The following is a 25,059-nucleotide window of genomic DNA, read 5'->3' as shown; positions in this document are numbered from 1 at the left end:
TCACCTCTCCGATTGATTGAGGGATGTTTGGGTAGTATCGATATCCTTTTTGCTCTGTAATTGCTCCATCGAAACTATGAAAAGGTCTAAGTACCGCTTGGCGTCTCTCGTAAAAAAATCCGTATGTAACTTAAATGCCTCCCGTTTTAAAGCGATAATAGTAGAAACTTCTTCAATATAATGATTAGGATTATTCAAAATTGGCTCTACCAAATCATTTTGACCAGGATTCAAATAAATACTACAACAATCAAACAAGGGTTTAACTACAATTTTTAAATCATCATAAGGCAAACTGAAAAACAATGAAGACAAATATACAGCTAATTTTTCAGTAGCTTGTTGAATTTTTACCATTCCTTCATCATTTTTCTCCATTAACTCTTCATAACTTGATTCTATTGTTGCTTCTTGCACATAAGTGTAAACTAAAGGTATTAAAAACGATATATCCTCTTTATTAGCATTTCTTAAAATCGCATTAATCGAGCGTTCAGCCCATTCTTCTGTATCAAAAGCAGACATTTCGGTGATTTTAAATAATTTACCTTGATCACGACCAGGTTCTTGGATTTTTAATTCAACTGAGCGACGTGCCATAAACTTAGACCTCTACGGTTTCATCAACAGATTCAAAAATAAATTTACAAGGAACGGCACTTAATGTTTTTTGATGGTTGGGTATAGCCTGCCACTGAGTCAGATAGCCATTATTCAAATTATAATTTTTACCTAAAGAAGGAATAATCATTGTTCCATTAAATTTCAAGGCTTCCCTTTGAACCTGCATTACTTTTGCCAGTGATTGCAAAATTGCCAAAGAACTGGAAGCTGCGACAAAATTAATTTCCAGCTCAACTTGATGCGCATCAGGCAAATAACCTCCATAAACAGTACCTTCAAAAGATGTTACTGTTTCAACTAAACTTTTCGAGGAAAATTTGAACGGTGAATCTGACGTCAACCCCTCCAAGCTTAATGGTACGCCTATCAAGGGTGAAACAAAACCTGATGCTGTTGATCCCAAACCAACTTTATCCGCTATATTATTATTTACCCATGGATTACTTGCAATGAGCGTTAATTTTGTATTGATTGATGTAATTGTTCTATTTATTGCCATTTTATTGTAACTCTATGCTGTTCATGTTGATTTGTTGAACGGATTGACCATCGGTATACCAAAAATTAATGGGAGGCGAACCACGACGAACGCGGGTTTGTGGTGTTACATTACCCATATCAATTTTCAGATAATAACCCACAGCCGTTATATTATTGATTTGAGATAAATTAAGACCAGCCTGTTTAAGACTTTGTGTTTGATCTTCAGATAAATAAATACCAGAACGTATTGCACCAAACTTAATAAAATCATCAATTGCGGGTTTGATTGCCGCACTTAAAATTCCCTTACCTTCATTATTATATGGAATCTGTCCTTTGGCTAATAGGGTTTTTATAAAACAATTTTGAAAATAACGACGCATCCATACCTGACAATACCAGCTATCCAACCATAAATACTGTCCTGAAATTTTACCTTCCATCATAAAGACAAAATCATTTGACGCTGATGCCCACACGCCATAGAAATTATAACCATTCGCTTTAAGTGCCAAGGCAATGTCTTCATTCGTTACATTGGCTTTTAATAAGCTGCTACGACGAAAAGCGGCATTATATCGTCCATCGGTTTTTTCAAGATCCCATGCCGCAGGATAACCTGCGATAAAAGCACAAAGTTCAAGACTGTTATAAACACATACAACACCCTCGTAATTTGCTGAGTATACCTTTTCGGCAAATGAAGTTCCGGTATTGGCCGTTATCGCTTTATTTGAACTATCAGAAAGAATGACACATACATCATCCTTCATAGAATCAGCCCATTTTGCAAAAGTTAGAGCTTCTGCTTCATCAGGTTCCCAAGTCAGAAAAACGGAACAAAAAGTTAGGTTTTCTTTTCTCAAAGTATTAATAACACTTGATGGTGTGGGAGATTCAATTGCAGGTGATAAACTGGCCCCTTGATTTTCTGAAAGTCTCAATAGATCAGCCAATTGCCCTGTTGCAAAACTAACATAAGAATTGTGTCCGGTTAATCCGGATGTGATAATAAAGGATTGATTTCCAGATGAATAAACAACAGAAACTCCCAACAAATTTTCCAAAATTGTTGCCGCTTCACTAAAGCTATTGATAAAGCTAAAATCTGGATCAACTATATTTTTTTCATTATTATCAATCACAATCTGTAAATCACCCTTAAAAGATCTTAACTCTTCCAAAGTGACAGCCGACATTGTTGCGCCAATCAAACCAGCGCTTGTATTGTTTTCAGCGTATAAAGCCATATAAAGCTGAGTTGCAACACGATCAGAATCTGTAAATCCAGCAAAATAAACTGTTGCCAGGTTATATTCCATTGAATCATAACCAAATAATTTTCCAATTTCTTCAGCATTTTCAAATATGGATGTAATCCCCGCAGGAATAACATTCTCTTTTCTTGTAAGCATTAAACCAAATAAGTCATTTCCCTTGTTCCCTACGGATAAAACCTTTGGATTAATTCTTACAATATTATTTAATGGTATAGACATTAATTTGTAATCCTTATCATAGTGGATTGGTTTATAAAATTATCGAACACCAATTTTAGTATTCCCTGTTTCAGGCAATTTAGGCTTGGTTCAAGCATGCCTGGATTTCGAATGTTTGAATGATTTATGAAAAATAATTAATTTTTAATTTGGAATGTGTTTAAGAATAAAAAAAACCACCTAAAAAGGTGGTTCAATTGTTTGCATGAAGATTGGAAAACTTGTTATTATTTTAAGATTTTCCTTCTTTTTTTGCCGCACTTCTTACATCAAGATAATAAACGAAAGATGCAAGCATCAAGGCAACAGAAGGAATTAAGGCAAACAAATAGGCATAAATCATCATCATTTGTTGTGTCGTTACACTATTATCTGCCGGCAGGGAGACAAATCCCAAATAAATAAATATCCAACCTCCCAATAAAATAACAGCAAACATTAAAAAAGCCGGTAATTTTCTTACATGCTTAGGCATTGTAATAGATTGTTTCGTAATCGCCGAGACCACAGATAAAACAGCACCGACAGCTATCATAAAACTAAAAAAACCGACCATAACCGCTTTAAATAATGCAATTACATCCATGTTATTGCCCCTTGCTTAAATTGTTTTATAATCAAGGTTATTAAACTTTATTTTAGAAAGCAATTATAAGTATATGGTATTGAAAAAAAATTAATTTTATTCATCAGCATAGATAACCAGTTCTCCTTGATCGTTTTCAGGTTGATCAAGTTGAGCTACGACCAAAACCTTACACCAGCCAGACATTTCCCACTCTTCTAATCTTTGAACAACCAACCAGCGTCGCCCCAGAAATTCCAAAAGATCACCACCGACACCTCTTACACGATCTATGCCGTAAAGTTGTCCATTAGCATAAACCACACGTTTTTCATTTTGTTCACTGGCATAATGACCATGAATCAACTTATCTCCTTTTAAGGATTGAACTTGCAATTCAATGGATTCAGGATCTTCATAAACAGCCTCTTGTCGAGTTCCTTTTAGAATATAACCTTTTGAACGAAATAACGATCCTGTAATAGAGGGATTTACAATTCCAATCATACTTCGCACCATATCATGAAGCTTCATAGAATCTTATTCCTTTAGATTTATATAGACTAATGTTTATGATTTAAAAATTATATACTTATTAAATTATAGATTTTATCTATAAATAATTATATTTTTATATAAAATTGATGATCAATCTTAATTTTATTGCAAAATACAATTAAAATTACTTAGAAACTATGCATCTGAACAATTATCCTGACAACTGGCAATAAAAACAGACCCATTTACTAATGGAGACCATTTAGAATGACATTTTAGAAATTCATTCCATAAATCCCTTGGCAAACGTGTAAAGCCAATATTTCCAAAAAAACGTCTGCTATCTTTACCTGGCATGTCCCGAATACCTCGTAACAGGATGTTTTGACCATCAACCTTAATAACTAAACCATTGGGTATTCTACAGCCAATAATAATATAATCTAGATTATGTTCTTTAGTATTATCATAAGCGATTATAGATTGAGCATTAATATCTATGGCATCGTCCAAGAATTTATCCATATAATCATCAGCAGCATTGCAATCATTGAATTTAAATTTGCTTAAATCTATCGATTCATCAATTTCAGCATTGTCTTGATCTAGAGAATAAAATTGAAGATTTTCCTTTTCATATTCTGAATGATTAAAGTCTAATAATGGCAAATAATATTTTAAACTGGATTTTATTTCCTTGTTGTCAAAATTGTTATTTTTAGCCCTTGTCATAATTCCCTCTTATGGAAAGATACGCAGACGAGGATCAGGAATGGGTTTAGTATAAAAAGTACTACGATATTTTTTTGTTAAAGCCCAAAATTCATATCCATAACGTGTTTGTGCCAACCAAGGATCAATTTTATTTTTTGCATGAGATTTGGTATCTACATGAAGAGAAACACTTCCTTCTGTCACCGATGAAATTGACCCTATAAGCTGATCCCCATTTTCAGTTTTTTTTTGCAAACAAACCAGATGAGAAACCAGCAAATTCATTAAAATACGCTTTTCCTTTAAACAACAAACCACGCTATGTTTTCCTGGATTGAAATAAATGGCAGCTCGTTCAGCGATTTTATAAATGGTTTCAGGGCGAAAAAAACTCTCCAATTCCGGAAAGCTTGCCGCCCAATCTGACCATTCAAACACACATTCCTGATGTTTCAGATCAGATTGTAAATTCATATTGCCTATCCTGCTTTCACCTGTTCCAGCGACTTTGGCATTTTAGCAGAATCAATCGGTTCAAGACCATGCATCAATGTTTCTTTTTCTTTAGCTTCATCTAAAACTTTTTTCTTTTTATCTGCAGCAAATATGAAGCCTTTTTGGTAGGGCGCAAAATTTTCATGTTGTTTGACCCATGCCTCCCAGAAATCTCTTGAAACTTTTGTTAACCCTACAATTTGGGATGCCATATAAAAAGGAGTCTGTGGACGCCCCAAGTGCATGCTGCCTTTTAACTCAACTTTTTCTTTTCCTACTTCTAAAATAATCCCATGAGGTAATTTACAAGCTACCATGACTGTTTCCGCCATTTTAAACCCCAATCATTTGCGCAATCAGGATAGGGCGTGTTATGATTGCCCCCCATGATCCCTGTGTCAATTTTTCTTCCATAGAAGAAGTTTTACGAACAATACCATGACTTCTTAATTTTTCAGAAAAAGCACAGGTTATAGTGTCGATACCTTGATAATTCTCTACAAAAAGCTGAATCAATTCACCACCTTCTAACGATAATTGAGGTGCACTGACTTGTGTAAGATTAGGAAAATTTTTCTTCAACAAATCCATAACCCCTACCCCATGTTCATTTGTTTTTAACAGATAGGGTTGAATCTCATTAGATACGACCAATTTTAATGGACTATCCATATTGACGGCATTGTCCAGATTAATCATCCCTTTTGTTTGCGCCTGTAATTGTCTGTACAGTTTCTGAATATCTTCATAAATTTCATTAGCTGAAGCCTTCTCCCAAACCGTACCGCCAGAACCTTTTATTGTGGGCGCAATCGGGGGTAGTAAAGCGGGATCATTCAAGGCACCATAATTTTGCAGGTTGGAAACTCCAAAAAAATAAGACTGGTTCTGCCAATGATTTAATAATAAAGCGGCCGCCATTCTTTTGCGTGATGCAATATCAATATTAGATAAAGCAGCCCGACCCTCTTCACGATCTCCCCATTCTGCAAAAGTTTGGACCAGAAATTGTTGACGCTGGGGAAATGAGGTATTAAGGACACTATATCCTGCTTGATTAAAATCTCCATAAGCGGCAACATCACCAGCTGGTTCAACGACTGTAAACATCATTGTATCATGTAGCCAATCCCCCTTTTTCGCTTCCCCGTATATAGAAGCTGCCTTACATGGGGCCGTTAAGACATCAATAATATTTGGATCTATATAAGTCGTAAATTGACCCGGAATGGAATTATTTGCCTTTGTTACAGGTGAAATCGAACTATCCCCTACCCTTATATTGTCTGTATAATCAACAACATTGGGTAAGTGAATTCCAAATTGGTTTTCCAAAATTGCTCGATCACGTACCCATGATTTCATTTGAATGGTCATAATTGTTCCTCTTAAATCCATGCAGAGATTTTGACAATATCCCCGCCCTTTGCATTTTCAGCATATTTATAATTTGTTGCGACAGCATTTTTGTCATCTGATACAACAACTTTACCTGTTTCCTTCGACGCATAGACCATTTCACCTTGTTGAACTTGGGACATCATTTCAGGTAATTCAATAATAAATTCCCCCTTACTGAAAACAGTCACCATTGTTCCCGGAGAAATTTCCATATTCCCCTCTCGTGCATCTGGAAGATTGATTCCTGCCCATTCGCGCCCGACAAAACCAATTGGACTTGCATTTCCTTTATTGTTAATCAATCCTTCCCGTTCATCAGTCCATACAAAGGAACCAGCCTCAATTGCTGTTTCTCCAACCTGAAACGCCCCGTCTTTACCCAATAAACTGACCCGTGGATTTACAGACGAAAAATCACCATGCCAACCTTGGGCAGGGTTCAAGTTAACTTTATTTTGAAAAGACATAATTAAATACTCCGTAATCGTGTAACACCAAAACGATGCTGTTCTTTGGAACGAATATATCCAGCATCATTGGCCCTGATTTGTTGTTTATGTGCAAGCATCATATCAACAGTATATTTTAACTGGTCGTATCCCATGTTTTCTGGAGGATTTTTTCCTGTAACTTCACTTAACACCGTTCGTAGAATAACCTCCCCGCTATCTTCTGTACCAGCCCATTCACCAACCAGAGGTTTTACCAGAATTCTGGCTTCTTGGGCCTGTTTAGCTTTTGTCATGATCCGACGTTCTATTAATCGTTCTAGGGAAACTGCATCATAAGCTTGGGTTTTAAGTCCTGTTTTTTTAATTAAGCTATCCTCAACATCAAAACCACCTGATGCATTCATATCATCATCTAAGGTCGATATAGTATCAATTGAATCATCATCATTTACCTGATCATTCTGATCATTTTCAGATAATACCTTATGAACAAGACCAACAATTTTTTCTGCCTGTTGCCCATCTTTACAATCTTTTGCCATAGAACAATCAGAAAGGACCGCTCTCAATAACTTTCCAATATATTTGCGACGTGCACCACTAACAGAAGCAACCGCATCTGTAATTTGTGTATAATTGGCTCTATCAGATTTTGACTGATTTAAAAAATCAGCAAGGACTAAAGCTAATTTCTGCCCTAAATTATTAAGTTTTGACATTTGTATGTTCAACCTTTCATCTGCAACTCTAACATCATGTCCTGCACGACCTTGTTCAACCAAAGCAATATGATCCACATTAATATCCGTCATTATTCCGTCATAAGGCTCATTTTCAAACATTCCGGTCTCCATTACAGGTGTAAAAGCGTAGGAAGCAGATAATTCAGCCTGTGTATTGTTTTTAATTGCCTGTATATAATCCCCGTCCCAAATCGTAATTGAAGCCTGAATATAAGGATAAGAAAAAGACGGGTCTGAACCCGTCGTTCCAATGACTTTTGAATTATCAAGCTGACCCGCATCTGCAGCTTTATGCACGTAAAGAATGGGACGTTCTTTAAAAGAAAAGACCGCTTTTTTTAAAGCATCTGGTGATCGAAGAAAACGATATTTACGTTCTGGTTCCAAACCATATTTCATATGATTTTTTATCTCGAATCCATAATACTCACATATATTAGCCTTGGTTAAATTTGTTTTTTTTACACGTAAATGTCCGTTCCAGTCCTCAAAACGCATTGTTTTTGCATCAAAAGTCAAGGTTCGGTTCCATAAATTACCCATAATTTTACCTATATATTTGATATCAAAAGGGTTTTTTGGTTAAAAACTTATAAAAAAATGTAGATTTATACAAATTTTGATATTCATAAACATTTTACTGCACCTAATATTTTTTGTATAAAACCTATTTTTTTAAATTTATAAATGAAAACAAAGCAGATTGATCTTCATTTTCTAATAAGTCTTTTATTTGAGAAAGGCTTAAAATATTATTGGAAACATAATCACACATCGTTTTTGCTATGTTCATATTAACTTGTGATTGCTGCAATTCGTCCAATTGCCACAAGGAATTAAAATCAAAAGTGATATCTGGATCTATTTTTCCAAATAAATGCAGTTGAATAATTTCAAGAATTTTCTGCAATGGTTGACGTAAAACCGTTTCCTGAAAAGCGGCAATTCTATCGTAAAAACAACGTATTTCTCCATCGGAAGATGCATTCAAACCTGATGGTGTTATACCTAATAATTTTACCAAAGGAATACCTGAAATTGCGGCCATGTGTTCCTGAGCCTGAGCTTGTAATTGTGCCAATCCAGTCAAGGGTGTAGCAACATTTGTAAGTTCTTCTGTTTCTTTATCCACAATCTGCAAACCACGATTGTCACGGTAAGCCGCCATTAAGGCAGCTCTTTGCGTCAATTCTTCGCAACCAGGACTTAATAACTGAGATAAATCCGTTTTCAAAACCATAGTTGAAAAAGACTTGATTAAATCCGATACTGATTGTCGCGTCCTTAACCAGTTATCAACATAAGGTTTGGCCATAAAAGCAAATGGAACCCCACCAAAATTATAAGCTGGTTTCAAAATATCAGGAACTGGTTGAGAAATGATTGTAATCAACCTGCTGGCATGAATTTTTTTTCCCAATACCCACCACATTGAAGGCTTATAAAAATCTTCTGTAAAAGGATCTATTGTATCATATGAAACAGGGGTTGCCCAGGTCGGGTCAATAAGCTTGAATCCACGCAGCTCACCTTTTCTAATTTTTTTTGACGTTAGGTATAAAGGAGCCTGTTTTTCCTCATCATCATGATTAGCCGTTTCTAAATCAATATAAAGATGTACCAGCCCAAAATAACCTTCCGTACATAATGATTTTTTAATTAAATCTTGAATATTTAAACGCTTAAATTCCGCTTTTATTTTATTTATAATGGACGAATCATACCCTTCCTTTTTGATATGTTTAAACCTTATCCATTCTCTTGTAGCCTCTTCTGCTCTCGTTTCAATAATTATTCTATATTCACCACGTAAGGATAATTGTGCCAGATATGGATATCCGGGAAATCCAATTCCCTCTTCAAATAATGTCGTCGTCGGACAATTTCCAACATTGAAATTATGAAATTGATTAAAAAACAAGCTGTCGTTAACAGTTACAGAATTATAAGAATCGCCAACCACTCCCTCTGGAGCTTGATATGGTATATATATATCCTGTTTGTTTCCAAAAAATTCTGGATTTTGTCTAGGAATATTAATATCCCTTAATTTGGTTTTTTTCACCATAACCGAATTTATCTTTCATTATTAAATATCTCGATTGAAAGTTTAATACGCTGTTCAACTATCGGTTTTGTTGTTTTTAAAAATTTAAATCTAATTTATTTAAAATGTAACCACGCTAAATTGGTTTTAAAAATTTAACATTATATTACCGCTTATAACAAAATTGTGATTTCTTAAGATATTAAAATAATTTGTAATACGTAATGTTTAATTGTATGTTATTAAAATCATTGACTATTTCAATTAAGATTATTTTATAATTTTATTAATCATAGTTATTTAAATCATTTAAATATTTAAGTTCATCAAAGCGGAATAGCTTTATAGGCTATTCCGCTGTTTTATTTAATTATCAATACGAAATTTAATTAAATATTCATAATTCCTTGCCAATTCGGCATTTTCGGTAATTTTCTTTGTAATGAAATAGCTTCAAAAGCGCCAGAAGAAGCATCAACCTGATCATCATGTGAACCATTAGGAAAGTCAGAAAGTTCATCTAAATATGATCTGTTCCAATTAGCTCTTAATAAAGATACATTTCCTATGTTAACCTGTGATGCAAATGGGTCAGCTCTGGCAATCTTATTCCCCGTTTCCCGTATTGCTTTTATTTTATACCCGGCAAGCATTTTGAGGTAATATTGCACCTGAGCCACACCCGCCTGTCCAGGATCCTGTGGAATTACAATTTTAACATCAAAACCATCCTGACTGGCGACAGCCTTGACAGTCTTAATAACTTCATCTGGCAAACCACGAAGTCGCACAACATCAAGCACTGTATATCCACTATCTACATTCCGTTGCATCTTTACCCCCACGGTCCAATCAGGATCATATTTGCCAATATCTCTGGAAGCAGCAAAATCCCAACGTCTGACAACCTGGACTGGTTTTGGTGCTGCATCAATAATATTTAGCATATTGACTTTGAAAATTGATCCAGTTGATAGCGTTGGTTCACCTTGATACAAAGCATACCAGTCTCGTTCACCCACTGCCTTTCGAATCTGTTCAAGCTCATTTCTATCATACGCTTCAGGCCATAAAGGCTCACCTTTTTTCCGTCCTAAAACATCATTTTCATTTGCAATAGCTGGTAAATTAATAACCTCCCATTTTTCACCTGTATCATTTTTCATCTGTGATAATAACCTTCCCGACAAATCATCAACATGCCAACGAGTCTGAACAATAATAATGGCCCCACCGGGCATAATTCGTGTTCTCAATACAGACTTATACCAATCCCAGACATTATCACGCATTATTTGACTTTCAGCTTCATGTCTATCTTTTACAGGATCATCAATGATAGCAAGATGTCCTCCATAACCTGTCATGCTTCCACCAATACCGGCTGTTAAAAACACACCCCCATGATTGGTTTCCCATAAATCCTTTGCTTTGCTATCAATTGAAAGAGCAACATCAGAAAAAATATTTCGATAATATTTTGATGTCACTAAATTACGAACATCACGACCAAATTTATCAGCAAGTTTAGCTGAATAGCTGGCTGTAATGACTTGTTTTGTAGGATTGCGCCCTAAAAACCAGGCAGGAAAACGTTTTGAAATTAATTCACTTTTTCCATGGCGCGGTGGCATAAAAACCATCAGTCTTTTAACTTCACCACGTTCAACTGCTTCAAGTTTTTTACATAATAAATTCAGATGAAGACCGGCACGATAATCCGGTTTTGTATAAATTGTAAATGCCGAAAGATAATGACGCGCATCATGACGTTTTTTTAGTTCTTCAATGGCTAATTTTTTTGCTTTTTGTAGCAAAATCATAAATTATATTTTTACACCTAACAAAAATTTTATCATATAATCGTAATTATTATCTAACCGAAATTTGATTCATTCAGAAAAAAGTATTATATTAAAAATTACCTTAAGGTTTTGAAGTTATTAATTTTTTATAAAGGTATAGACAAATGAAAATTTTACAAACAAACGAATTGTCAAAAGTTGCTGGTGGTCATGGTCACAATAATAATCATCAACATCATAACAATAATCAACAGCATAATAATCATCATGATAGAGTTATTAATCCTCCTCATAATGGTAAAGCTGATGGCTTGGCAAAACTTAATATCATTAAAACCGGACTAGAAAACGGTAATAATTGGGCCACAATCGGAAAAAATATTCACAACTATTTTGCTGAGAAATATAGTTTTGTTGATCATTTTGGCAGATAAGAGCCTTTATGTAACCTTGATAGAATTGCTTCATCAAGGTTACATCATTATTAATTTTATAATAAAGCTATTTTAACGCGACCTCGCCAATAAAGTTTTTTAGTTCTTCTTCAGACATATCTTCTAATGTTTTGATTTGTGTCATTTCTACTTTTGCATCATTCAATTTTGGATGGCAATACGGTGCTGTCTTATAGGCAATTTCCAAAGCTGTTTCATATTTTTTTTCCTCCAAAGCTTTGTTCATTATTAAAATCATTATTTCCAATGGCAACTTATGTTTTTTTAAAAATTTAATTTTTCTAGCTCGAGGATTTTCCATAATTATTTGCTTAAAATATTATCTAATAATATTAATTAAATTTTTATAGAATAAAAAAATCATTATTTTAAAATAATGATTAATAATATTAAACTATGTAATAGAAGTAAAAAATTACAAAATTATGAAATAGTTTTTCCAAATTAACCATTAATTTAATATTATTAATTCTTTTTTATATTCCCTTAATTATGAATTTACATAATTAAGGGAAAACCAGTAATTAAAAGTATTATTAAAAATTATTGTAAAAATATATTAACTAAAAAAAGAATGTGCTTATTAATTTTCTAATAAAATATATTTATAATTTTTTTTAAGTTATTTCAATGATTATTTCATCACCTCATTAAAATGTTACCTATTGTTATACATCTACTTGACTTTTATTTATATTTAATAAAATTAATTGTTGTTGTACTTAAAACAATTTTACTTTCAACATAATATTAAAAATTTTTAAACAGTAAAATTCCGACGATAAAGACTGGGAGATAATCCTACTATTTTTGTAAATATCTTCCGAAACGCATTTAAATCTTTATAGCCACATTCAATTCCTATCTCATCAATCAATTTTTTTGAAAATTGTAATAAAAATTGAGCACGGCAAATTCGATGATGTTGAATATATTCTGTAACAGTCATTCCCGTGGCTTTAATAAAACGCCTCTGCAATGTCCGTATTTCCAATCCTGTTACTTTCGATAACTGTTTCAATGAAATATTCATATTCTTTTGATTAGATATCCATTTTTGTCCCTTAATTATTGGAATATCTCCATGCGTTAAATTAGGTGAAAAAATATTAAAATAACTTTGTGCACGTCTTGCAGGTTGGACCAAAAAAAATCGTGCAACTTCAGCCATCACTATGGAACCGAAAAATTTTTTAACCAATTCCAACCCAAGATCTATCCAAGATAATGAACCTGCCGTAGTAATAATATTTCTTTCCTCAATGACCATAGAATCAAAATCAGTATAGATATTTGGAAACTGGTTTCTAAATCGATGTTTTAACTGCCAATGAGTCGTAACTGTATAACCATCCAATAGTCCAGTCTCTGCCAATAAAAAAATGCCATTGCCAATAGAGGCAATTGTACAAGGTTGTTTAAAGGAATGTTTTAAAAAATTAATATGCGTATTATATTTACTTCCAGATGGAAATTCTTCTGTACAAGGAGGGACAATGATCACAGAAAAATTCAAGTCATTTTTCTTAACAATAAATGAAGGCAGGTTAAAATTCACTGTTGGCTTATCAATTTTTACAATTTTAATTTGAGGTATGGGAAGGTTAGAATTCCAATTCTCCTTGACCAACTGATTTGCCACAGAAAAAAAATCAATTAAACCGAAAATGGCTCCTTGTTGAACATTAGGGTACATTAAAAGACCAATATTAATAAGATCTATTTTTTTCATATATCATTATCCATACTGTTTTTATTACAGAAGCAAGCGATAAAAACTGTTTAAAATTTTTTACGTAAAATGTATTTAAAGTCTTAAATTTATTAATTTAAATTAAACATCATAAACTAATTGATTATGGTGAACTCTGATAATTTTTTATATTAACTATTCCTTAAAAATTATACTGACTAAAATAAAAATATATTATTTATAAAAATAAGTAACGACATTCAACTCTGCGAATATTTATTTTAAAAAAACGTTTTCCTTATAATCATTTCAAAACAAAAATATTAATAATATTTAATTTTTATAACAAAGCAATCCATAATTTTAAATACCATACATATTCATCAAAACTATCATGAATAATAAATATAATAAAAACATAAAACATATGATAAATTTACTTAATATATTATCTTTAATTTTTTTATAACAAATAAATAGAGACCAATGAATTATAAAAAAACAATTATTTTTACATTATTAATAAATATCCTAATATTCCCCTTAACTGGACAATCCAGCAATTTACAAAAAAATGAAATTAAAAGACTATTTATTAAATCAAAAAAATTACCCTTGCATACTGATCAATTCGCAAATAGTTTGAAACTTTTACCGCCCCCACCAGATAAAAATAGTCAACTATTCACAATTGATAAAGAAATATATCTCAATACACGCAAACTTATAAACACATCTCGATGGAACCAAGCCATTGAAGAAGCCGCTATTTTTAACGGAACAATCGGAAAGAACTTTTCTAAAACCATCGGTATTGAAATATCCAAGAAAAATACCCCTATCACTCAAGATTTTTTAGAGGATCTGTTAATCATGAGCGGTAATTTTGGAACTGATAAAGCGAAAAAACACTATCAAAGAATTCGTCCTTTTATGTATTATCACACACACAGCTGTACTCCAGAGGATGAGAGCCTAATGCGTAAGGATGGTTCATACCCTTCAGGTCACGCAGCTTTTGGATGGTCTGCTGCCTTATTTCTATCCGAAATTTTTCCAGATAAACAAGACCAGATATTGAAAGAAGGTTATGAATTCGGACAAAGTCGTGTTATTTGTGGTGCACACTGGCAAAGCGATGTAGACGCAGGCCGCTTGATCGGAGCTGAAGTCGTCGCTCGTTTACATGCAAATCAAGAATTCAGAAAAAAACTTAAACAAGTTAAACAGGAACTCCTCAAAAAGTCACGGAAAATCCATTTTAATAAAAATTAACAAACTTCTAATAAAAATGCAATTATCGTTTAACATTTTTAATGATTAAGTATTATTAATAAATTACAATTGTATATTTGATTTGATATGTTAATAATTTGATGATAGGTTATTGAAATAAATTATAACCCTTTCTATTCAGGAATGTTAAAATGCGAGAAATTACATCACATGAAATCAATAGCGTATCAGGTGGATCTTTTTTGGGTGATATTATCGGGGGCAATATTACACTTCCCGTTTCTTCCGCTTTAATAGGCTCTTTCATAGGCGCTTCAATTGGAGGAATTGTCGATAATCTTTATGGTAGCTTAACAGGAATTAAAACCAACAATGAAGCAAATGCCGGAAGTAAACTTGGAAGTGGTATTGGATCTATTGTTGACGCAGCCAAATCAAAAAATGCCGCCGATATAAGTAGCAATGTTAACAATGCAATTTCCGGGATAGGATTAGGTACAGTTGGAATTATTAATGGAATATCGCAGGGAATTGCTAATCTCTTCCATTAGTTTCAAGATACATAATGAAATTTTCCTACAACTATTCATTATATTATTTAAAATAAGTTGTTTTTATCGTTTAAATTGGTTCACTTAATAATTAATATAAATATAAAAAATCTTTAGAGAATATATAATATTTCAATCATAAACATTTATGATTGAAATATTATTTCTCAATTTTCTTATAAAATTTATTTAATCTATCAAAATTATTATCCATGAATTCTCTTTTCAGGCATGAAGTTTTAGAAGCAAAACGAGATACATGGTTAGGTCGCGTACAGGATGTACAACCTATTCCTATAAAAATCATCGCGGTTATCTCATTCATTTGTGTCGTTATTATCATATTATACACTATTTTTGGTGGTTATACGCGTCGTATACATGCTTCCGGCAGCATTATGCCTACAGAAGGGTTAATCACTATAGGATCAAGAACAAATGGCATTGTTATTGAAAAAAACGTTATAGAGGGCCAATTTGTTCATAAAGGCGATAAATTATTCACGATAAGTCTCGAAAACACCTCTATCAATGGACCCACACAACAATTAACTAATAACTTGTTGAAAAAACAAAAAAATATTCTTGAAAAACAGCTTGCACTCAAAGAAAAGGCCGCTCCCATTGAAAAAAACAATATTAAGGAAACACTCTCTAATCTTTACAAACAGCATGACAAAGTTACCCAGCAAATCGAAAATGACAATCAAATAATCCCCTTGGTCCAACAATCGTTACTGATGATTGAAAAAGCCAAGAAAATGTCTTTGGCAACAAATCAGGAATATCAGAATCAATTATACACATATGCCCAAATTTTAGGTACTCATGCACAGTTCTTACAAAATCAAACTTCGATTGAAGGCCAAATATTAGAAAATGCATCAAAATATCAACTGTACGATAACAATTATCAACGTGATCTCAATGAAATTAAAAAAAGCATAAATGATATTGATCAGAAAATCATACTGGGAGAACGTAATCAAACTATTTTCGTTACAGCCCCCATAAATGGAACAATAACAGCGCTTCGGGGATATATCGGTCAGCAAGTTTCACAAGATTCCGCCTTAACAAGTATAGTTCCAGAAGGTCAAACAATCGAAGCCGAACTTTATATTCCTAGTTCAGCCGTGGGACTTTTAAAGAAAAATAGCAATGTTATCTTACGTTATGCAGCATTTCCATATCAAAAATTTGGTCTATACAACGGGACTGTTACCGAAATTACTTATACACCAGTTACATCGGATATAATGGGTAAAGACAGCAATCCAAATTTAAAAAATGAAATAATTGGTCCCAACAGTAAGATTGATCGTAACTTTTATAGAATTCGGGTAAAACCTGAAAAAAACTTCATTGCGGCTTATTCCAATAAAAAATATTTTTTGCAGCCCGGAATGCAAGTTGAAGCTGATATTGCCGTTGATTATCGTCGCCTTTATCAATGGATGTTCCAACCCATTATTGAGGTTAACGATACTATTAAAACAAGATTAACGAAACCGAACTCATGATTAATACCTTGAAAAGACTAAATTTTGCTTTTCGCCAAACTGTTCCCGTAATTTTGCAAGTGGAAGCTTCCGAATGTGGCTTGGCATGCCTTGCCATGATTATGAGTTATTATGGAAATTATATTGATCTAACAACATTTAGACAAAGAGAATCTATTTCTATCAAAGGAATTACTCTACAGAATATTATTGATATTGCGCAACGGAATAACTTGACAACACGTCCTTTGCGTTTGGAAATGGAAGAACTAAACAAATTACGCTTACCTTGCATTCTTCATTGGAGTTTAAACCATTTTGTCGTGTTAACAGATGTAAAAACCAATGGAATTATGATTAATGATCCCGCCCGTGGAAAACGTAAGGTACTTTGGGGTGAAATCAATAATGAATTTACAGGAGTGGCGCTTGAGATTGCTCCCGACCAAAATTTTACCCGAAAAGATGAGCGCAACAATCTTCATTTACGTGATCTTTTCAGAAAAACAGACGGTCTTAAAACAACCCTGTTTTATCTTTTATTAACATCCCTTGGGTTGGAAGCTATTTCAATTGTCATGCCTATGGCCTCGCAAGTCATTATTGATGAAGTCATTGTGACTTTGGATAACGGCTTGCTAACAACAATCACAGTTGGAATTGCCATTCTTATTTTGCTGCAAATGCTTATTTCCACAGCCCGAACATGGATGGTCATGCTTTTCAGCACCCGTGTATCTGTTCAATGGAATGCCAGCCTTTTTGAACATTTATCCAAATTACCGCTGGATTATTTCTTGAAAAGACATGTTGGAGATATATTATCCCGTTTCGGTTCATTAGGTATTATTCAACAAACCATTACAACTGATATGGTACAAGCAATCATGGATGGTTTAATGGCAATTGGTATGTTTGTAATGCTAATCATCTATGGTAAATGGCTGGCACTTGTAACATTAATTGCTGTAATCCTTGACGGTATAAGCCGTCTTATGGCTTATCGCCCTTACAAGCAAGCCTCTGAAGAGGGTATTGTCTATAATGCTAAAAAGGATTCACATCTTATTGAAACTTTGAGAGGTATGGCAAGTATCAAGTTACTTGGATTGCGGGAGCGAAGACGTGCACGCTGGTTAAATTTATTGGTTGATGCAATCAATGTCGGATTAAAAACACAACGTTATGACCTTATTTTTGGACGTATAAATGATTCCATCTTCGCTATTGACAGGTTAATAATGTTGGTAATCGGGGCACATTACGTCATGGATAATAAAATGACAGTTGGAATGCTGGTTGCCTTTCTATCTTACAAAGACCAATTCACCGGACGCATAGGCAATCTTATCGGTGCCGCCTTCAAACTAAAAATGCTTTCTATCCAGAGCGATCGTATTTCAGATATAGTCTTAACACCTATAGAAAGTGAAGAAAATGCTATAATATCTATATCGAATAATAACAGATTGACGGAACAACTTCATATTAATGATCAAAACCATCTTGTGTGTAAAAATTTGGGTTTTAGATACTCTCCTGCTGAACCTTGGGTATTTCGTAATATAAACCTGAAAATTCCAAAGGGTAAAAGTATTGCTATTGTAGGCGCATCAGGATGTGGAAAGTCAACAATTTTAAAAACAATGATGGGTTTAACCCATCCAGAGGAAGGTGATATCTACTTTAACGGTCGAAATATATTAAAAGAATCTCTAGACAATTACCGACAAGAAATTGCTGGTGTTTTACAGGATGATGGACTGTTTTCTGGTTCAATTGCAGATAATATTTGCGGGTTTGATGATAAACCTGATCAGGAAAAAATTATTGAATGTGCACAGAAAGCTGCAATTTTACAAGATATAATGGCAATGCCCATGAAATTTGAAACATTTGTTGGTGATATGGGAAGTTCCTTGTCAGGAGGACAAAAACAAAGGGTTATTTTAGCCAGAGCTTTATATCGCCAACCAGCAATCCTATTTTTAGATGAAGCAACCAGCAGTCTGGATGAACCAACAGAAGCCCATATTGCGACAATACTAGATGAAATGAATATAACACGCATTATTGTGGCACACCGGCCTGCAACAGTTGCGCATTGTGATTATGTTATTGTAATGGATGTTGAAAATGCACAATCTGGAAAAATTGAAATTGTTGAAAGACAAGAGCTTATTCACAGACACCAACAGCATAAAACATCATAAACCTTCAATTCAAAAGATAATTCCGGATACGGTTTTTTAAAAGAACATAATTTTATATATTAATCAGTTTGGTTATAATACAATCAGAAAACCAGGAAATTAACCCTGTTACAATTTATTTCAATAATTTAAATATTACCAGATAACCCAAAGTTTCAATTTATCAGTAGGAATATTTTTTATTTAAATATAAAAAGCCTGTTCTAATTAAAAAAACAGGCTTTTATAAACTGTGGAAAAATTATTGTGCTGAACCAGATTTAAAATGTTTCATACAATCACTATAATAACCGCCGCCTTTTTGAATCCATTTCAAATTGCCATTCTTATTATCGGCTTTGTTCGCTTTATATTGATCCAAACAGGTATGCATCCGAGCAGTACCTTCTTTCTCATTTGAATATTTACTATCAACCGCGTTTGGAAAAACTGCATCACCTGCTGCTATACTTGATGCTGTAGCATCTTGTTTAGCTGGAGATTTAGAAGAAGCATTATTCTGGAATGTATCAGATTTTTTCACATCTTGCTGATGCATTTCATCTTTGACAGATCTTTCATCTTTACAATTAGCTGCCTTGAATTCTCTAAACGTTTTTTCTTTGACGGTTCCAGCTTTTTTAGCTGCCGTAAACTGCTGATGACATTCTTTGGATGTAACAGCATGGACAGCATTATTTACCAGCAAAGAGGTTCCGACAAAAGAGGTAATGGCTAAACCGGCACCTATAACAGGAAAGCGCGCAACTATGGATTTTATCATTTATAATACCCTTACATAAATAAAAGGTTTAATATTCTTAAACCAATAGTATTAAAGCGCTTTTTGTTAAAAATTGTAAACAAAAATAATTGCTAATATTCAATTTATCTGTTCATTATGTAAAACCATATCCAATCCTTGCCTTTCTGAATCTGTATCCACACGCAATCCGATCAAACAATCAATAATTTTCAATAAAACAAATGAAACAAGACTGCTCCAAATAATTGTGACAGCAACTGCCTCAATCTGGGCAATAACAAGATGCAAAGATGCACTAATACCTACTGGATCTGTCTCTGTAGCGGACAATGGACCAAAAGCAAAAACACCGGTTAAAATTGCCCCGATAATTCCCCCCATTCCATGAATACCAAAAGCATCAAGAGAATCATCATATCCCAATTTTCGTTTTAAATAAGAACAACTCCAAAAACAAATCAACCCGCCTAGAAACCCCATCAATAAGGCCGGGCCAGGCATTACAAAACCAGCTGCTGGGGTAATGACTACCAAGCCAGCCACTGCTCCAGAAACAATACCAAGTACTGTTGGTTTTTTTCGAATAGTCCATTCGATCGACATCCAGCCAATACCACCAGCAGCGGCAGCAATCTGTGTTACAAGTACCGCCATGGCTGCACGACCATTTGCTCCCAAGGCTGATCCTCCATTAAAACCAAACCACCCAATCCATAATAGGGAAGCGCCCATAACAGCATAACCTACATTATGCGGTGCCAAATCACTTCGACCATACCCTAACCGTTTTCCTACAACCAGAGCACATATTAAACCAGCAATACCGGCATTAATATGAACAACCGTTCCACCTGCAAAATCAATTGCTCCTAGATTGGCCAACCAGCCCGTCGGATTCCAAACCCAATATGCAACAGGAACATAGGAAAATAACGCCCATAATATGCAAAATATACATAGGGCAGAAAATTTTATACGTTCTGCAACCGATCCAACCAAAATTGCCACAGAAATAATGATAAATGTCATTTGAAACATAACATAAACACTTTGTGGGATAGTCATAATGACAGGATTGTTTCCATTGGCTCCTAATATGAACCCCTTATCAACACCCATGTGATAGTTGCCAAGAATTCCATTCAACATAAATTGTGATAAATTACCAATGAAAGAATTCCCTGTCGTAAATACAAGACTGTATCCCACTGTTATCCATATTAAAGTAACAAGACAACATATAGCAAAGGATTGCATCATTGTTGCAAGAACATTTTTCTTGCGAACCATCCCTGCATAAAATAAGGCCAATCCTGGGATTGTCATTAATAAAACCAACGCACTGCTGATTAACATCCATGCCGTATCACCACTATCCAAAACAGGCATCACTGGCAAAGCCCCTAATGCGGAGCCCGGAATTAATCCAACTATACACATCAGATACAGAAAAATTTTTTGAATATTCAGAAAATTTTTATTTTTACATTTCATTGGAAACTATTCCCGTACAATCCAAGTAAAACCCACTTTATTCTATCAAATCAATAATTTATGCTTATGATACATAGAATGAAATATTATTGTATTAGTCCTTATTCAACTATTAAACATTGTTAGACAAAGCACAATCCTTTGCAAAAAAATTATGTAAATTTTTCCACATGTAAAAAAAATCTGGTCATTTGAATAAAAATATAGTTTCCTTATATATCTTGTTAACCTAAGTCACATTTCTCCCTAAGGATATTTATAAATTTGCATGAGGGCATGATGAAAAAAAAATCCGGTCAATCTCTTCATCCAATTGCACCTGCTCAAAACGCAATGAATGATCCAAATAACCTATTAGCGAGCGGCCCCGACAGCCACGAAATAAACCTTCAAGCCTTGTGGGAAAAAATGGTTCAAGAAAGCAATGGATGTTGCGATCCTTTGTTATCCAGTTTTTTTGATACATGCATTCACAGCCATCATGACTTCAAAACCGCCCTGACTTGTATGATAGGACGCAAATTAGAGGATGCCTCCATCCCCTATCAGGCATTAACTGATTTGATCAAACAGGTGTACAGAACCAATCCGCCTCTCATTTCCATAGCTGCAGCCGATTTGATCGCGGTTATGATGAGAGACGCAGCATGCTCCGATTTAATTACACCATTTCTATTTTTCAAGGGATTCCACTCCATTCAGGCCCATCGCATTTCCCATTGGCTATGGCATAATCAAAGACGCTATCTGGCACTTCATTTACAAAGCCGTATTTCGGAAGTGTTTGGGGTTGATATACATCCTGCCGCCCGTCTGGGACAGCGAATCATGATAGATCACGCCACTTCTGTTATTATTGGGGAAACCGCTGTTGTAGAAGATGACGTTTCAATTTTACAAGAAGTTACCCTTGGGGGAACGGGCAAAGATGAAAAAGACCGTCATCCCAAAATCCGTCGGGGAGTCTTAATCGGTGCAGGTGCAAAAGTATTGGGAAATGTGGAAATTGGAGAGGGAGCCAAGATTGGTGCAGGGTCAATTGTTTTAGAAGCAGTCAAACCTTACACAACCGTAGTTGGCAATCCTGCCCGACAAATCGGGGTACGTCATAAAGATTTACCTGGAGTATCAATGGATTTAAGTCTTCCCCCTATTGATTACGTTATTTAACAACTGCATTATCAACAGAACGCATATAAGGTTCAAGTTCATCAAGTCTCTTCATGACAAATGCTACATCAATTGGTTTTTCCCAGGCACTAAGATGATCTGGCGCTCCATGATCAACACCACTGTCAAATTGATCGGCCCAATAACGCAATCCGCTTTGTAAAGACAAGACCAGAAAACATGGATTGATATGATGACTTGGAATCAATTCATAAATCAATGTGTCTTTTTGACAGAAAACGATATTTGATAAACCTGCACCCAACAAGCCAACCACAATTTTTGCATAATGAAAAAGCATGATTTGTTCATCTAGACTGTATAATTCAGGATTTAAAATAAAATATCCTCTTTTCTCCAATGCTTCAACAAGCTTTTCCTCATTAGGTAAATGCCGATTATTCTTATTTACGCGACTAATATATATCTTGTCATATTTCGCTATTGACTGAATAGATACAACAGCATTCTGTTTCATTTTGACATATGCCTGCTCAGAAAGCTTTGAACAGGAATAGCCAAATTTTTGTGAGAGATAATCAAAATAATAAAATTCTGAAAATCTATATTGTTTTTCCTTTTCAATGGGATAACACATGGATAAGTCAAGTCCCAGCAATTCCAAACTGCGTTTACGCCATAACATCAATGGGTAAGGCAAAAGAAATTTGGCTTTTATTCCTGATTGCATTGCCGCATAATAAGCTGGAATGGCATGCATCATCCAATGAAAATAATTGTTTTCCCAATGATCAGAACAACAGAATACAGCTCCCTGATCTCGCGCATCAATCAGTTTATCCGATTGAATGTGGATGGAATTGAGCAAATTTTCCGATAAGTAATAATTGCTGTTGGTGATTACCCGGTTTTGTTTGAAATATACCATATGATAAACATCGAGGGTTATATCTTTCAGATGATAACGGTAAATTGTCTCTGCTGGATGTTTCCAGTGCAAAAAAGGATATGATTGATTGTTTGCAAATTCCTGAATATTCTTCCATCGCGGGCTGCCATAACATCCAATCGTTTTTTCAATCTTAACAGTTTCAATAGAATGGTGATTTATACGATTTTGCTGATGAAAAACTAAGTCTTTTATTTTTTCACGCGTTGATACAGACAATCTAAACAAGCTGATCTTTACCTTTAATATTGCATAAAAAGAACGATTTTAAATAAACTAACATAAAATTTCTAGATTAAATTAGAATGGATTATTTCGTACAAGGCAATGGCACCCGCAACTGATACGTTTAAACTGTCAATATCTCCGGCCATATATAATGAAACAATTTCATCACAATTTTGACGGACAAGCTGTCGCAGTCCCTTACCTTCGGCACCCAACACCAATGCCACTTTTCTTTGCTTATAATTTTGACCATTTAGAACCTCACCCTGCGCATCCATTCCAAGAACCCAAAAACCTTTTTCCTTTAACTGCTTCATGATACGTGAAAGATTAACCACTTTCATTACCAATACAGAATCAAGGGCACCCGACGCCGCCTTGGCCAAAACCCCGCTTTCTTCTGGGGAATGACGATCCTGCATAATAATTCCAGCTGCCCCAAATGCCATTGCCGAACGTAAAATAGCACCAACATTGCGAGGATCTGTAACTTGATCAAGGATGAGCACGGGTCCATGCCGTTTCACTATATCCTCTAAATCTGGGTCGGGAAGTGGCATAACCTGTAATGCAACGCCCTGATGTACAGCATCCCGACCACAAAACCTATCCAACATCATACGATCAGCAATTTCATAAGATATATTTAAAGGCCGTTCCAATTTGGTCATTAAAGTGTCAAATATCTCTTGTGTAGCCAACAAACGATTTTTTTGACGTAATGGATTTTTCAAAGCCGCTTGCACAGCATGCAAACCATACAACCAATATCCACCCTCTTTTTGATGAGAATTAGAAACAGGTTTTTTACTCATATATAATTCAATCTTTTCTATATATTTAAAAATCAAATGATTATAAAGAAAATCAAAAAAATCTACAAAGAAAAGTTAAAAACTCTGTTGACATCTATCAAAAGAACCTGTTATTTGTTTTCCATCTTCCGATGGAGGGGTGCCCGAGTGGCTAAAGGGGGCGGACTGTAAATCCGCTGACGTGCGTCTACGTTGGTTCGAATCCAACCCCCTCCACCATATTAAATAATTGAATTCTCATCTTTTATTTATTTTAAAAAAATCAATTCATCGTCAAATCTTTTTTGTAGTTTTATAAAGTTAATCCACCAAAAAACAAAAAATAATAATAAGCGTCTGCAAAACCATAACGAAAAACAATTTTTACTTGCAAAACAATCCATATTCAAATAATCTCGGTTTCATTTTCGTTATATTTCGAAAGCAATGTAAACTATGATTAATTCCATTGATCATATTGTGCTGACAACATACAGGCTTGATGCGTGTATCCATTTTTACACTCAGGTTTTACAATTTTCCCTGCAACATTTTGGACAAGATCGAATAGCTTTTAAATTCGGCAATCAAAAAATCAATGTTCATGAATATGGTAAGGAAATTGAACCAAAGGCACATTTACCCGTACCAGGCTCTTTAGATATCTGTTTTGTTACTCAAGAAAAACCATCAACAATTCTAGCTCATTTACAAAAATATTGAATTAAACCGCTTGAGGGTC

26 protein-coding genes and 1 tRNA gene are annotated in these 25,059 nt (G+C 34.4%); 8 read left to right on the top strand and 19 right to left on the bottom strand.

The genetic code is table 11. From position 1 onward, the window contains the following. The 13 genes from D9V35_RS02320 to terL all read right to left on the bottom strand — a co-directional run bounded on the left by D9V35_RS02320 (position 1) and on the right by terL (position 11,344). Positions 1–600, bottom strand: a complete 600-nt coding sequence (locus D9V35_RS02320) for a hypothetical protein (RefSeq protein WP_122123179.1) — start codon at positions 598–600, stop codon at positions 1–3. Positions 601–604: 4 nt separating this feature from the next. Further along, the gene (locus D9V35_RS02315; RefSeq protein WP_110439483.1) at positions 605–1,123 is read right to left on the bottom strand and encodes a phage tail fiber protein; all 519 of its coding nucleotides are present in this window, start codon (positions 1,121–1,123) and stop codon (positions 605–607) included. Between the two features lies 1 nt (position 1,124). Further along, the gene (locus tag D9V35_RS02310) at positions 1,125–2,606 is read right to left on the bottom strand and encodes a DUF3383 family protein (protein WP_122123177.1); all 1,482 of its coding nucleotides are present in this window, start codon (positions 2,604–2,606) and stop codon (positions 1,125–1,127) included. A gap of 232 nt (positions 2,607–2,838) precedes the next feature. Beyond that, positions 2,839–3,192 (bottom strand): hypothetical protein, encoded by a 354-nt coding sequence (locus D9V35_RS02305; RefSeq protein WP_110439481.1) that lies wholly within the window; start codon positions 3,190–3,192, stop codon positions 2,839–2,841. Positions 3,193–3,288: 96 nt separating this feature from the next. Then, positions 3,289–3,705, bottom strand: a complete 417-nt coding sequence (locus D9V35_RS02300) for a hypothetical protein (protein ID WP_122123175.1) — start codon at positions 3,703–3,705, stop codon at positions 3,289–3,291. A gap of 159 nt (positions 3,706–3,864) precedes the next feature. Further along, positions 3,865–4,401, bottom strand: coding sequence for a hypothetical protein (locus tag D9V35_RS02295; RefSeq protein WP_122123173.1), 537 nt, complete (start codon positions 4,399–4,401; stop codon positions 3,865–3,867). 9 nt (positions 4,402–4,410) lie between these two features. Next, positions 4,411–4,857 carry a DUF4054 domain-containing protein gene (locus D9V35_RS02290; protein WP_122123171.1) on the bottom strand — a complete coding sequence of 149 codons (447 nt, stop codon included), beginning with the start codon at positions 4,855–4,857 and terminating at the stop codon, positions 4,411–4,413. A 5-nt stretch (positions 4,858–4,862) separates the two neighbouring features. Next, positions 4,863–5,210, bottom strand: a complete 348-nt coding sequence (locus D9V35_RS02285) for a hypothetical protein (RefSeq protein WP_122123169.1) — start codon at positions 5,208–5,210, stop codon at positions 4,863–4,865. A gap of 1 nt (position 5,211) precedes the next feature. Then, complete coding sequence (locus D9V35_RS02280; protein ID WP_162988545.1) at positions 5,212–6,255, bottom strand: major capsid family protein; 1,044 nt, start codon at positions 6,253–6,255, stop codon at positions 5,212–5,214. Positions 6,256–6,266: 11 nt separating this feature from the next. After that, positions 6,267–6,746, bottom strand: a complete 480-nt coding sequence (locus D9V35_RS02275; protein WP_122123164.1) for a structural cement protein Gp24 — start codon at positions 6,744–6,746, stop codon at positions 6,267–6,269. A gap of 2 nt (positions 6,747–6,748) precedes the next feature. After that, positions 6,749–8,017, bottom strand: a complete 1,269-nt coding sequence (locus tag D9V35_RS02270) for a DUF2213 domain-containing protein (protein WP_122123162.1) — start codon at positions 8,015–8,017, stop codon at positions 6,749–6,751. Positions 8,018–8,141: 124 nt separating this feature from the next. Beyond that, a complete protein-coding gene (locus tag D9V35_RS02265; protein ID WP_122123160.1) occupies positions 8,142–9,542 on the bottom strand; it encodes a DUF1073 domain-containing protein in 1,401 nt (466 codons plus the stop codon). Positions 9,543–9,910: 368 nt separating this feature from the next. Beyond that, positions 9,911–11,344 (bottom strand): phage terminase large subunit, encoded by a 1,434-nt coding sequence (terL, locus tag D9V35_RS02260; RefSeq protein WP_122123158.1) that lies wholly within the window; start codon positions 11,342–11,344, stop codon positions 9,911–9,913. 146 nt (positions 11,345–11,490) lie between these two features. Between terL and D9V35_RS02255 the strand changes: the two genes are divergently transcribed. Next, on the top strand, positions 11,491–11,760 hold the full coding sequence (locus D9V35_RS02255; RefSeq protein WP_122123156.1) for a hypothetical protein: 270 nt from the start codon (positions 11,491–11,493) through the stop codon (positions 11,758–11,760). Positions 11,761–11,827: 67 nt separating this feature from the next. Here D9V35_RS02255 and D9V35_RS02250 read toward each other — a convergent pair whose 3' ends face one another. Next, positions 11,828–12,007, bottom strand: a complete 180-nt coding sequence (locus tag D9V35_RS02250) for a hypothetical protein (RefSeq protein WP_162988544.1) — start codon at positions 12,005–12,007, stop codon at positions 11,828–11,830. Between the two features lie 534 nt (positions 12,008–12,541). After that, positions 12,542–13,513, bottom strand: coding sequence for a GlxA family transcriptional regulator (locus D9V35_RS02245; protein ID WP_122123152.1), 972 nt, complete (start codon positions 13,511–13,513; stop codon positions 12,542–12,544). Positions 13,514–13,960: 447 nt separating this feature from the next. Here D9V35_RS02245 and D9V35_RS02235 point away from each other — a divergent pair, with 447 nt between their 5' ends. The 4 genes from D9V35_RS02235 (at position 13,961) to D9V35_RS02220 (ending at position 18,976) form a co-directional block, all read left to right on the top strand. Continuing rightward, on the top strand, positions 13,961–14,749 hold the full coding sequence (locus tag D9V35_RS02235; protein ID WP_122123150.1) for an acid phosphatase: 789 nt from the start codon (positions 13,961–13,963) through the stop codon (positions 14,747–14,749). A 152-nt stretch (positions 14,750–14,901) separates the two neighbouring features. After that, on the top strand, positions 14,902–15,261 hold the full coding sequence (locus D9V35_RS02230) for a hypothetical protein (protein WP_122123148.1): 360 nt from the start codon (positions 14,902–14,904) through the stop codon (positions 15,259–15,261). Between the two features lie 212 nt (positions 15,262–15,473). Further along, complete coding sequence (locus D9V35_RS02225; RefSeq protein WP_122123146.1) at positions 15,474–16,784, top strand: HlyD family efflux transporter periplasmic adaptor subunit; 1,311 nt, start codon at positions 15,474–15,476, stop codon at positions 16,782–16,784. Beyond that, the gene (locus D9V35_RS02220; RefSeq protein WP_122123144.1) at positions 16,781–18,976 is read left to right on the top strand and encodes a peptidase domain-containing ABC transporter; all 2,196 of its coding nucleotides are present in this window, start codon (positions 16,781–16,783) and stop codon (positions 18,974–18,976) included. Before D9V35_RS02225 ends, D9V35_RS02220 begins: the two co-directional genes overlap by 4 nt. A 241-nt stretch (positions 18,977–19,217) precedes the next feature. Here D9V35_RS02220 and D9V35_RS02215 read toward each other — a convergent pair whose 3' ends face one another. After that, on the bottom strand, positions 19,218–19,739 hold the full coding sequence (locus tag D9V35_RS02215; RefSeq protein ID WP_122123142.1) for a hypothetical protein: 522 nt from the start codon (positions 19,737–19,739) through the stop codon (positions 19,218–19,220). 99 nt (positions 19,740–19,838) lie between these two features. Beyond that, complete coding sequence (locus D9V35_RS02210; protein WP_122124243.1) at positions 19,839–21,161, bottom strand: ammonium transporter; 1,323 nt, start codon at positions 21,159–21,161, stop codon at positions 19,839–19,841. A gap of 387 nt (positions 21,162–21,548) precedes the next feature. Here D9V35_RS02210 and cysE point away from each other — a divergent pair, with 387 nt between their 5' ends. Beyond that, positions 21,549–22,385, top strand: a complete 837-nt coding sequence (gene cysE / locus D9V35_RS02205; protein ID WP_110439502.1) for a serine O-acetyltransferase — start codon at positions 21,549–21,551, stop codon at positions 22,383–22,385. Here the strand turns inward: cysE and D9V35_RS02200 are convergent. Together D9V35_RS02200 and rlmB are read right to left on the bottom strand one after the other, a co-directional pair. Beyond that, positions 22,378–23,523, bottom strand: coding sequence for a glycosyltransferase family 61 protein (locus D9V35_RS02200; RefSeq protein WP_155567771.1), 1,146 nt, complete (start codon positions 23,521–23,523; stop codon positions 22,378–22,380). The two genes, cysE and D9V35_RS02200, sit on opposite strands and share 8 nt — an antisense overlap. 62 nt (positions 23,524–23,585) lie before the next feature. Further along, complete coding sequence (rlmB, locus tag D9V35_RS02195) at positions 23,586–24,338, bottom strand: 23S rRNA (guanosine(2251)-2'-O)-methyltransferase RlmB (protein WP_122123138.1); 753 nt, start codon at positions 24,336–24,338, stop codon at positions 23,586–23,588. A 133-nt stretch (positions 24,339–24,471) separates the two neighbouring features. Here rlmB and D9V35_RS02190 point away from each other — a divergent pair. Both D9V35_RS02190 and D9V35_RS02185 read left to right on the top strand, forming a co-directional pair. After that, positions 24,472–24,557 (top strand) — tRNA-Tyr (locus D9V35_RS02190). A gap of 216 nt (positions 24,558–24,773) precedes the next feature. Further along, on the top strand, positions 24,774–25,040 hold the full coding sequence (locus D9V35_RS02185) for a VOC family protein (protein ID WP_205910317.1): 267 nt from the start codon (positions 24,774–24,776) through the stop codon (positions 25,038–25,040). The last annotated feature ends 19 nt before the right edge of the window (positions 25,041–25,059 follow it).

It is taken from the genome of Commensalibacter melissae (assembly GCF_003691365.1).
GTDB classification, from domain to species: Bacteria; Pseudomonadota; Alphaproteobacteria; order Acetobacterales; family Acetobacteraceae; genus Commensalibacter; species Commensalibacter melissae.
Note: the sequence above shows the minus strand (reverse complement) of the source record. Positions and strands in the feature narration are given on the sequence as shown.

Excerpts from the sequence above, each read along its gene's own strand:
- rlmB (WP_122123138.1), bottom strand. The coding sequence starts at position 24,338 with ATGAGTAAAAAACCTGTTTCTAATTCTCATCAAAAAGAGGGTGGATAT.
- D9V35_RS02320 (WP_122123179.1), bottom strand. The coding sequence starts at position 600 with ATGGCACGTCGCTCAGTTGAATTAAAAATCCAAGAACCTGGTCGTGAT.
- D9V35_RS02290 (WP_122123171.1), bottom strand. The coding sequence starts at position 4,857 with ATGAATTTACAATCTGATCTGAAACATCAGGAATGTGTGTTTGAATGG.
- D9V35_RS02265 (WP_122123160.1), bottom strand. The coding sequence starts at position 9,542 with ATGGTGAAAAAAACCAAATTAAGGGATATTAATATTCCTAGACAAAAT.
- D9V35_RS02245 (WP_122123152.1), bottom strand. The coding sequence starts at position 13,513 with ATGAAAAAAATAGATCTTATTAATATTGGTCTTTTAATGTACCCTAAT.
- D9V35_RS02255 (WP_122123156.1), top strand. The coding sequence starts at position 11,491 with ATGAAAATTTTACAAACAAACGAATTGTCAAAAGTTGCTGGTGGTCAT.
- D9V35_RS02280 (WP_162988545.1), bottom strand. The coding sequence starts at position 6,255 with ATGACCATTCAAATGAAATCATGGGTACGTGATCGAGCAATTTTGGAA.
- D9V35_RS02275 (WP_122123164.1), bottom strand. The coding sequence starts at position 6,746 with ATGTCTTTTCAAAATAAAGTTAACTTGAACCCTGCCCAAGGTTGGCAT.
- D9V35_RS02315 (WP_110439483.1), bottom strand. The coding sequence starts at position 1,123 with ATGGCAATAAATAGAACAATTACATCAATCAATACAAAATTAACGCTC.
- D9V35_RS02185 (WP_205910317.1), top strand. The coding sequence starts at position 24,774 with ATGATTAATTCCATTGATCATATTGTGCTGACAACATACAGGCTTGAT.
- D9V35_RS02250 (WP_162988544.1), bottom strand. The coding sequence starts at position 12,007 with ATGAACAAAGCTTTGGAGGAAAAAAAATATGAAACAGCTTTGGAAATT.
- D9V35_RS02215 (WP_122123142.1), bottom strand. The coding sequence starts at position 19,739 with ATGATAAAATCCATAGTTGCGCGCTTTCCTGTTATAGGTGCCGGTTTA.
- D9V35_RS02305 (WP_110439481.1), bottom strand. The coding sequence starts at position 3,192 with ATGGATGTAATTGCATTATTTAAAGCGGTTATGGTCGGTTTTTTTAGT.
- D9V35_RS02300 (WP_122123175.1), bottom strand. The coding sequence starts at position 3,705 with ATGAAGCTTCATGATATGGTGCGAAGTATGATTGGAATTGTAAATCCC.
- D9V35_RS02210 (WP_122124243.1), bottom strand. The coding sequence starts at position 21,161 with ATGTGTATAGTTGGATTAATTCCGGGCTCCGCATTAGGGGCTTTGCCA.
- D9V35_RS02270 (WP_122123162.1), bottom strand. The coding sequence starts at position 8,017 with ATGGGTAATTTATGGAACCGAACCTTGACTTTTGATGCAAAAACAATG.
- terL (WP_122123158.1), bottom strand. The coding sequence starts at position 11,344 with ATGATTTTGCTACAAAAAGCAAAAAAATTAGCCATTGAAGAACTAAAA.
- cysE (WP_110439502.1), top strand. The coding sequence starts at position 21,549 with ATGAATGATCCAAATAACCTATTAGCGAGCGGCCCCGACAGCCACGAA.
- D9V35_RS02220 (WP_122123144.1), top strand. The coding sequence starts at position 16,781 with ATGATTAATACCTTGAAAAGACTAAATTTTGCTTTTCGCCAAACTGTT.
- D9V35_RS02235 (WP_122123150.1), top strand. The coding sequence starts at position 13,961 with ATGAATTATAAAAAAACAATTATTTTTACATTATTAATAAATATCCTA.
- D9V35_RS02225 (WP_122123146.1), top strand. The coding sequence starts at position 15,474 with ATGAATTCTCTTTTCAGGCATGAAGTTTTAGAAGCAAAACGAGATACA.
- D9V35_RS02295 (WP_122123173.1), bottom strand. The coding sequence starts at position 4,401 with ATGACAAGGGCTAAAAATAACAATTTTGACAACAAGGAAATAAAATCC.
- D9V35_RS02230 (WP_122123148.1), top strand. The coding sequence starts at position 14,902 with ATGCGAGAAATTACATCACATGAAATCAATAGCGTATCAGGTGGATCT.
- D9V35_RS02310 (WP_122123177.1), bottom strand. The coding sequence starts at position 2,606 with ATGTCTATACCATTAAATAATATTGTAAGAATTAATCCAAAGGTTTTA.
- D9V35_RS02285 (WP_122123169.1), bottom strand. The coding sequence starts at position 5,210 with ATGGCGGAAACAGTCATGGTAGCTTGTAAATTACCTCATGGGATTATT.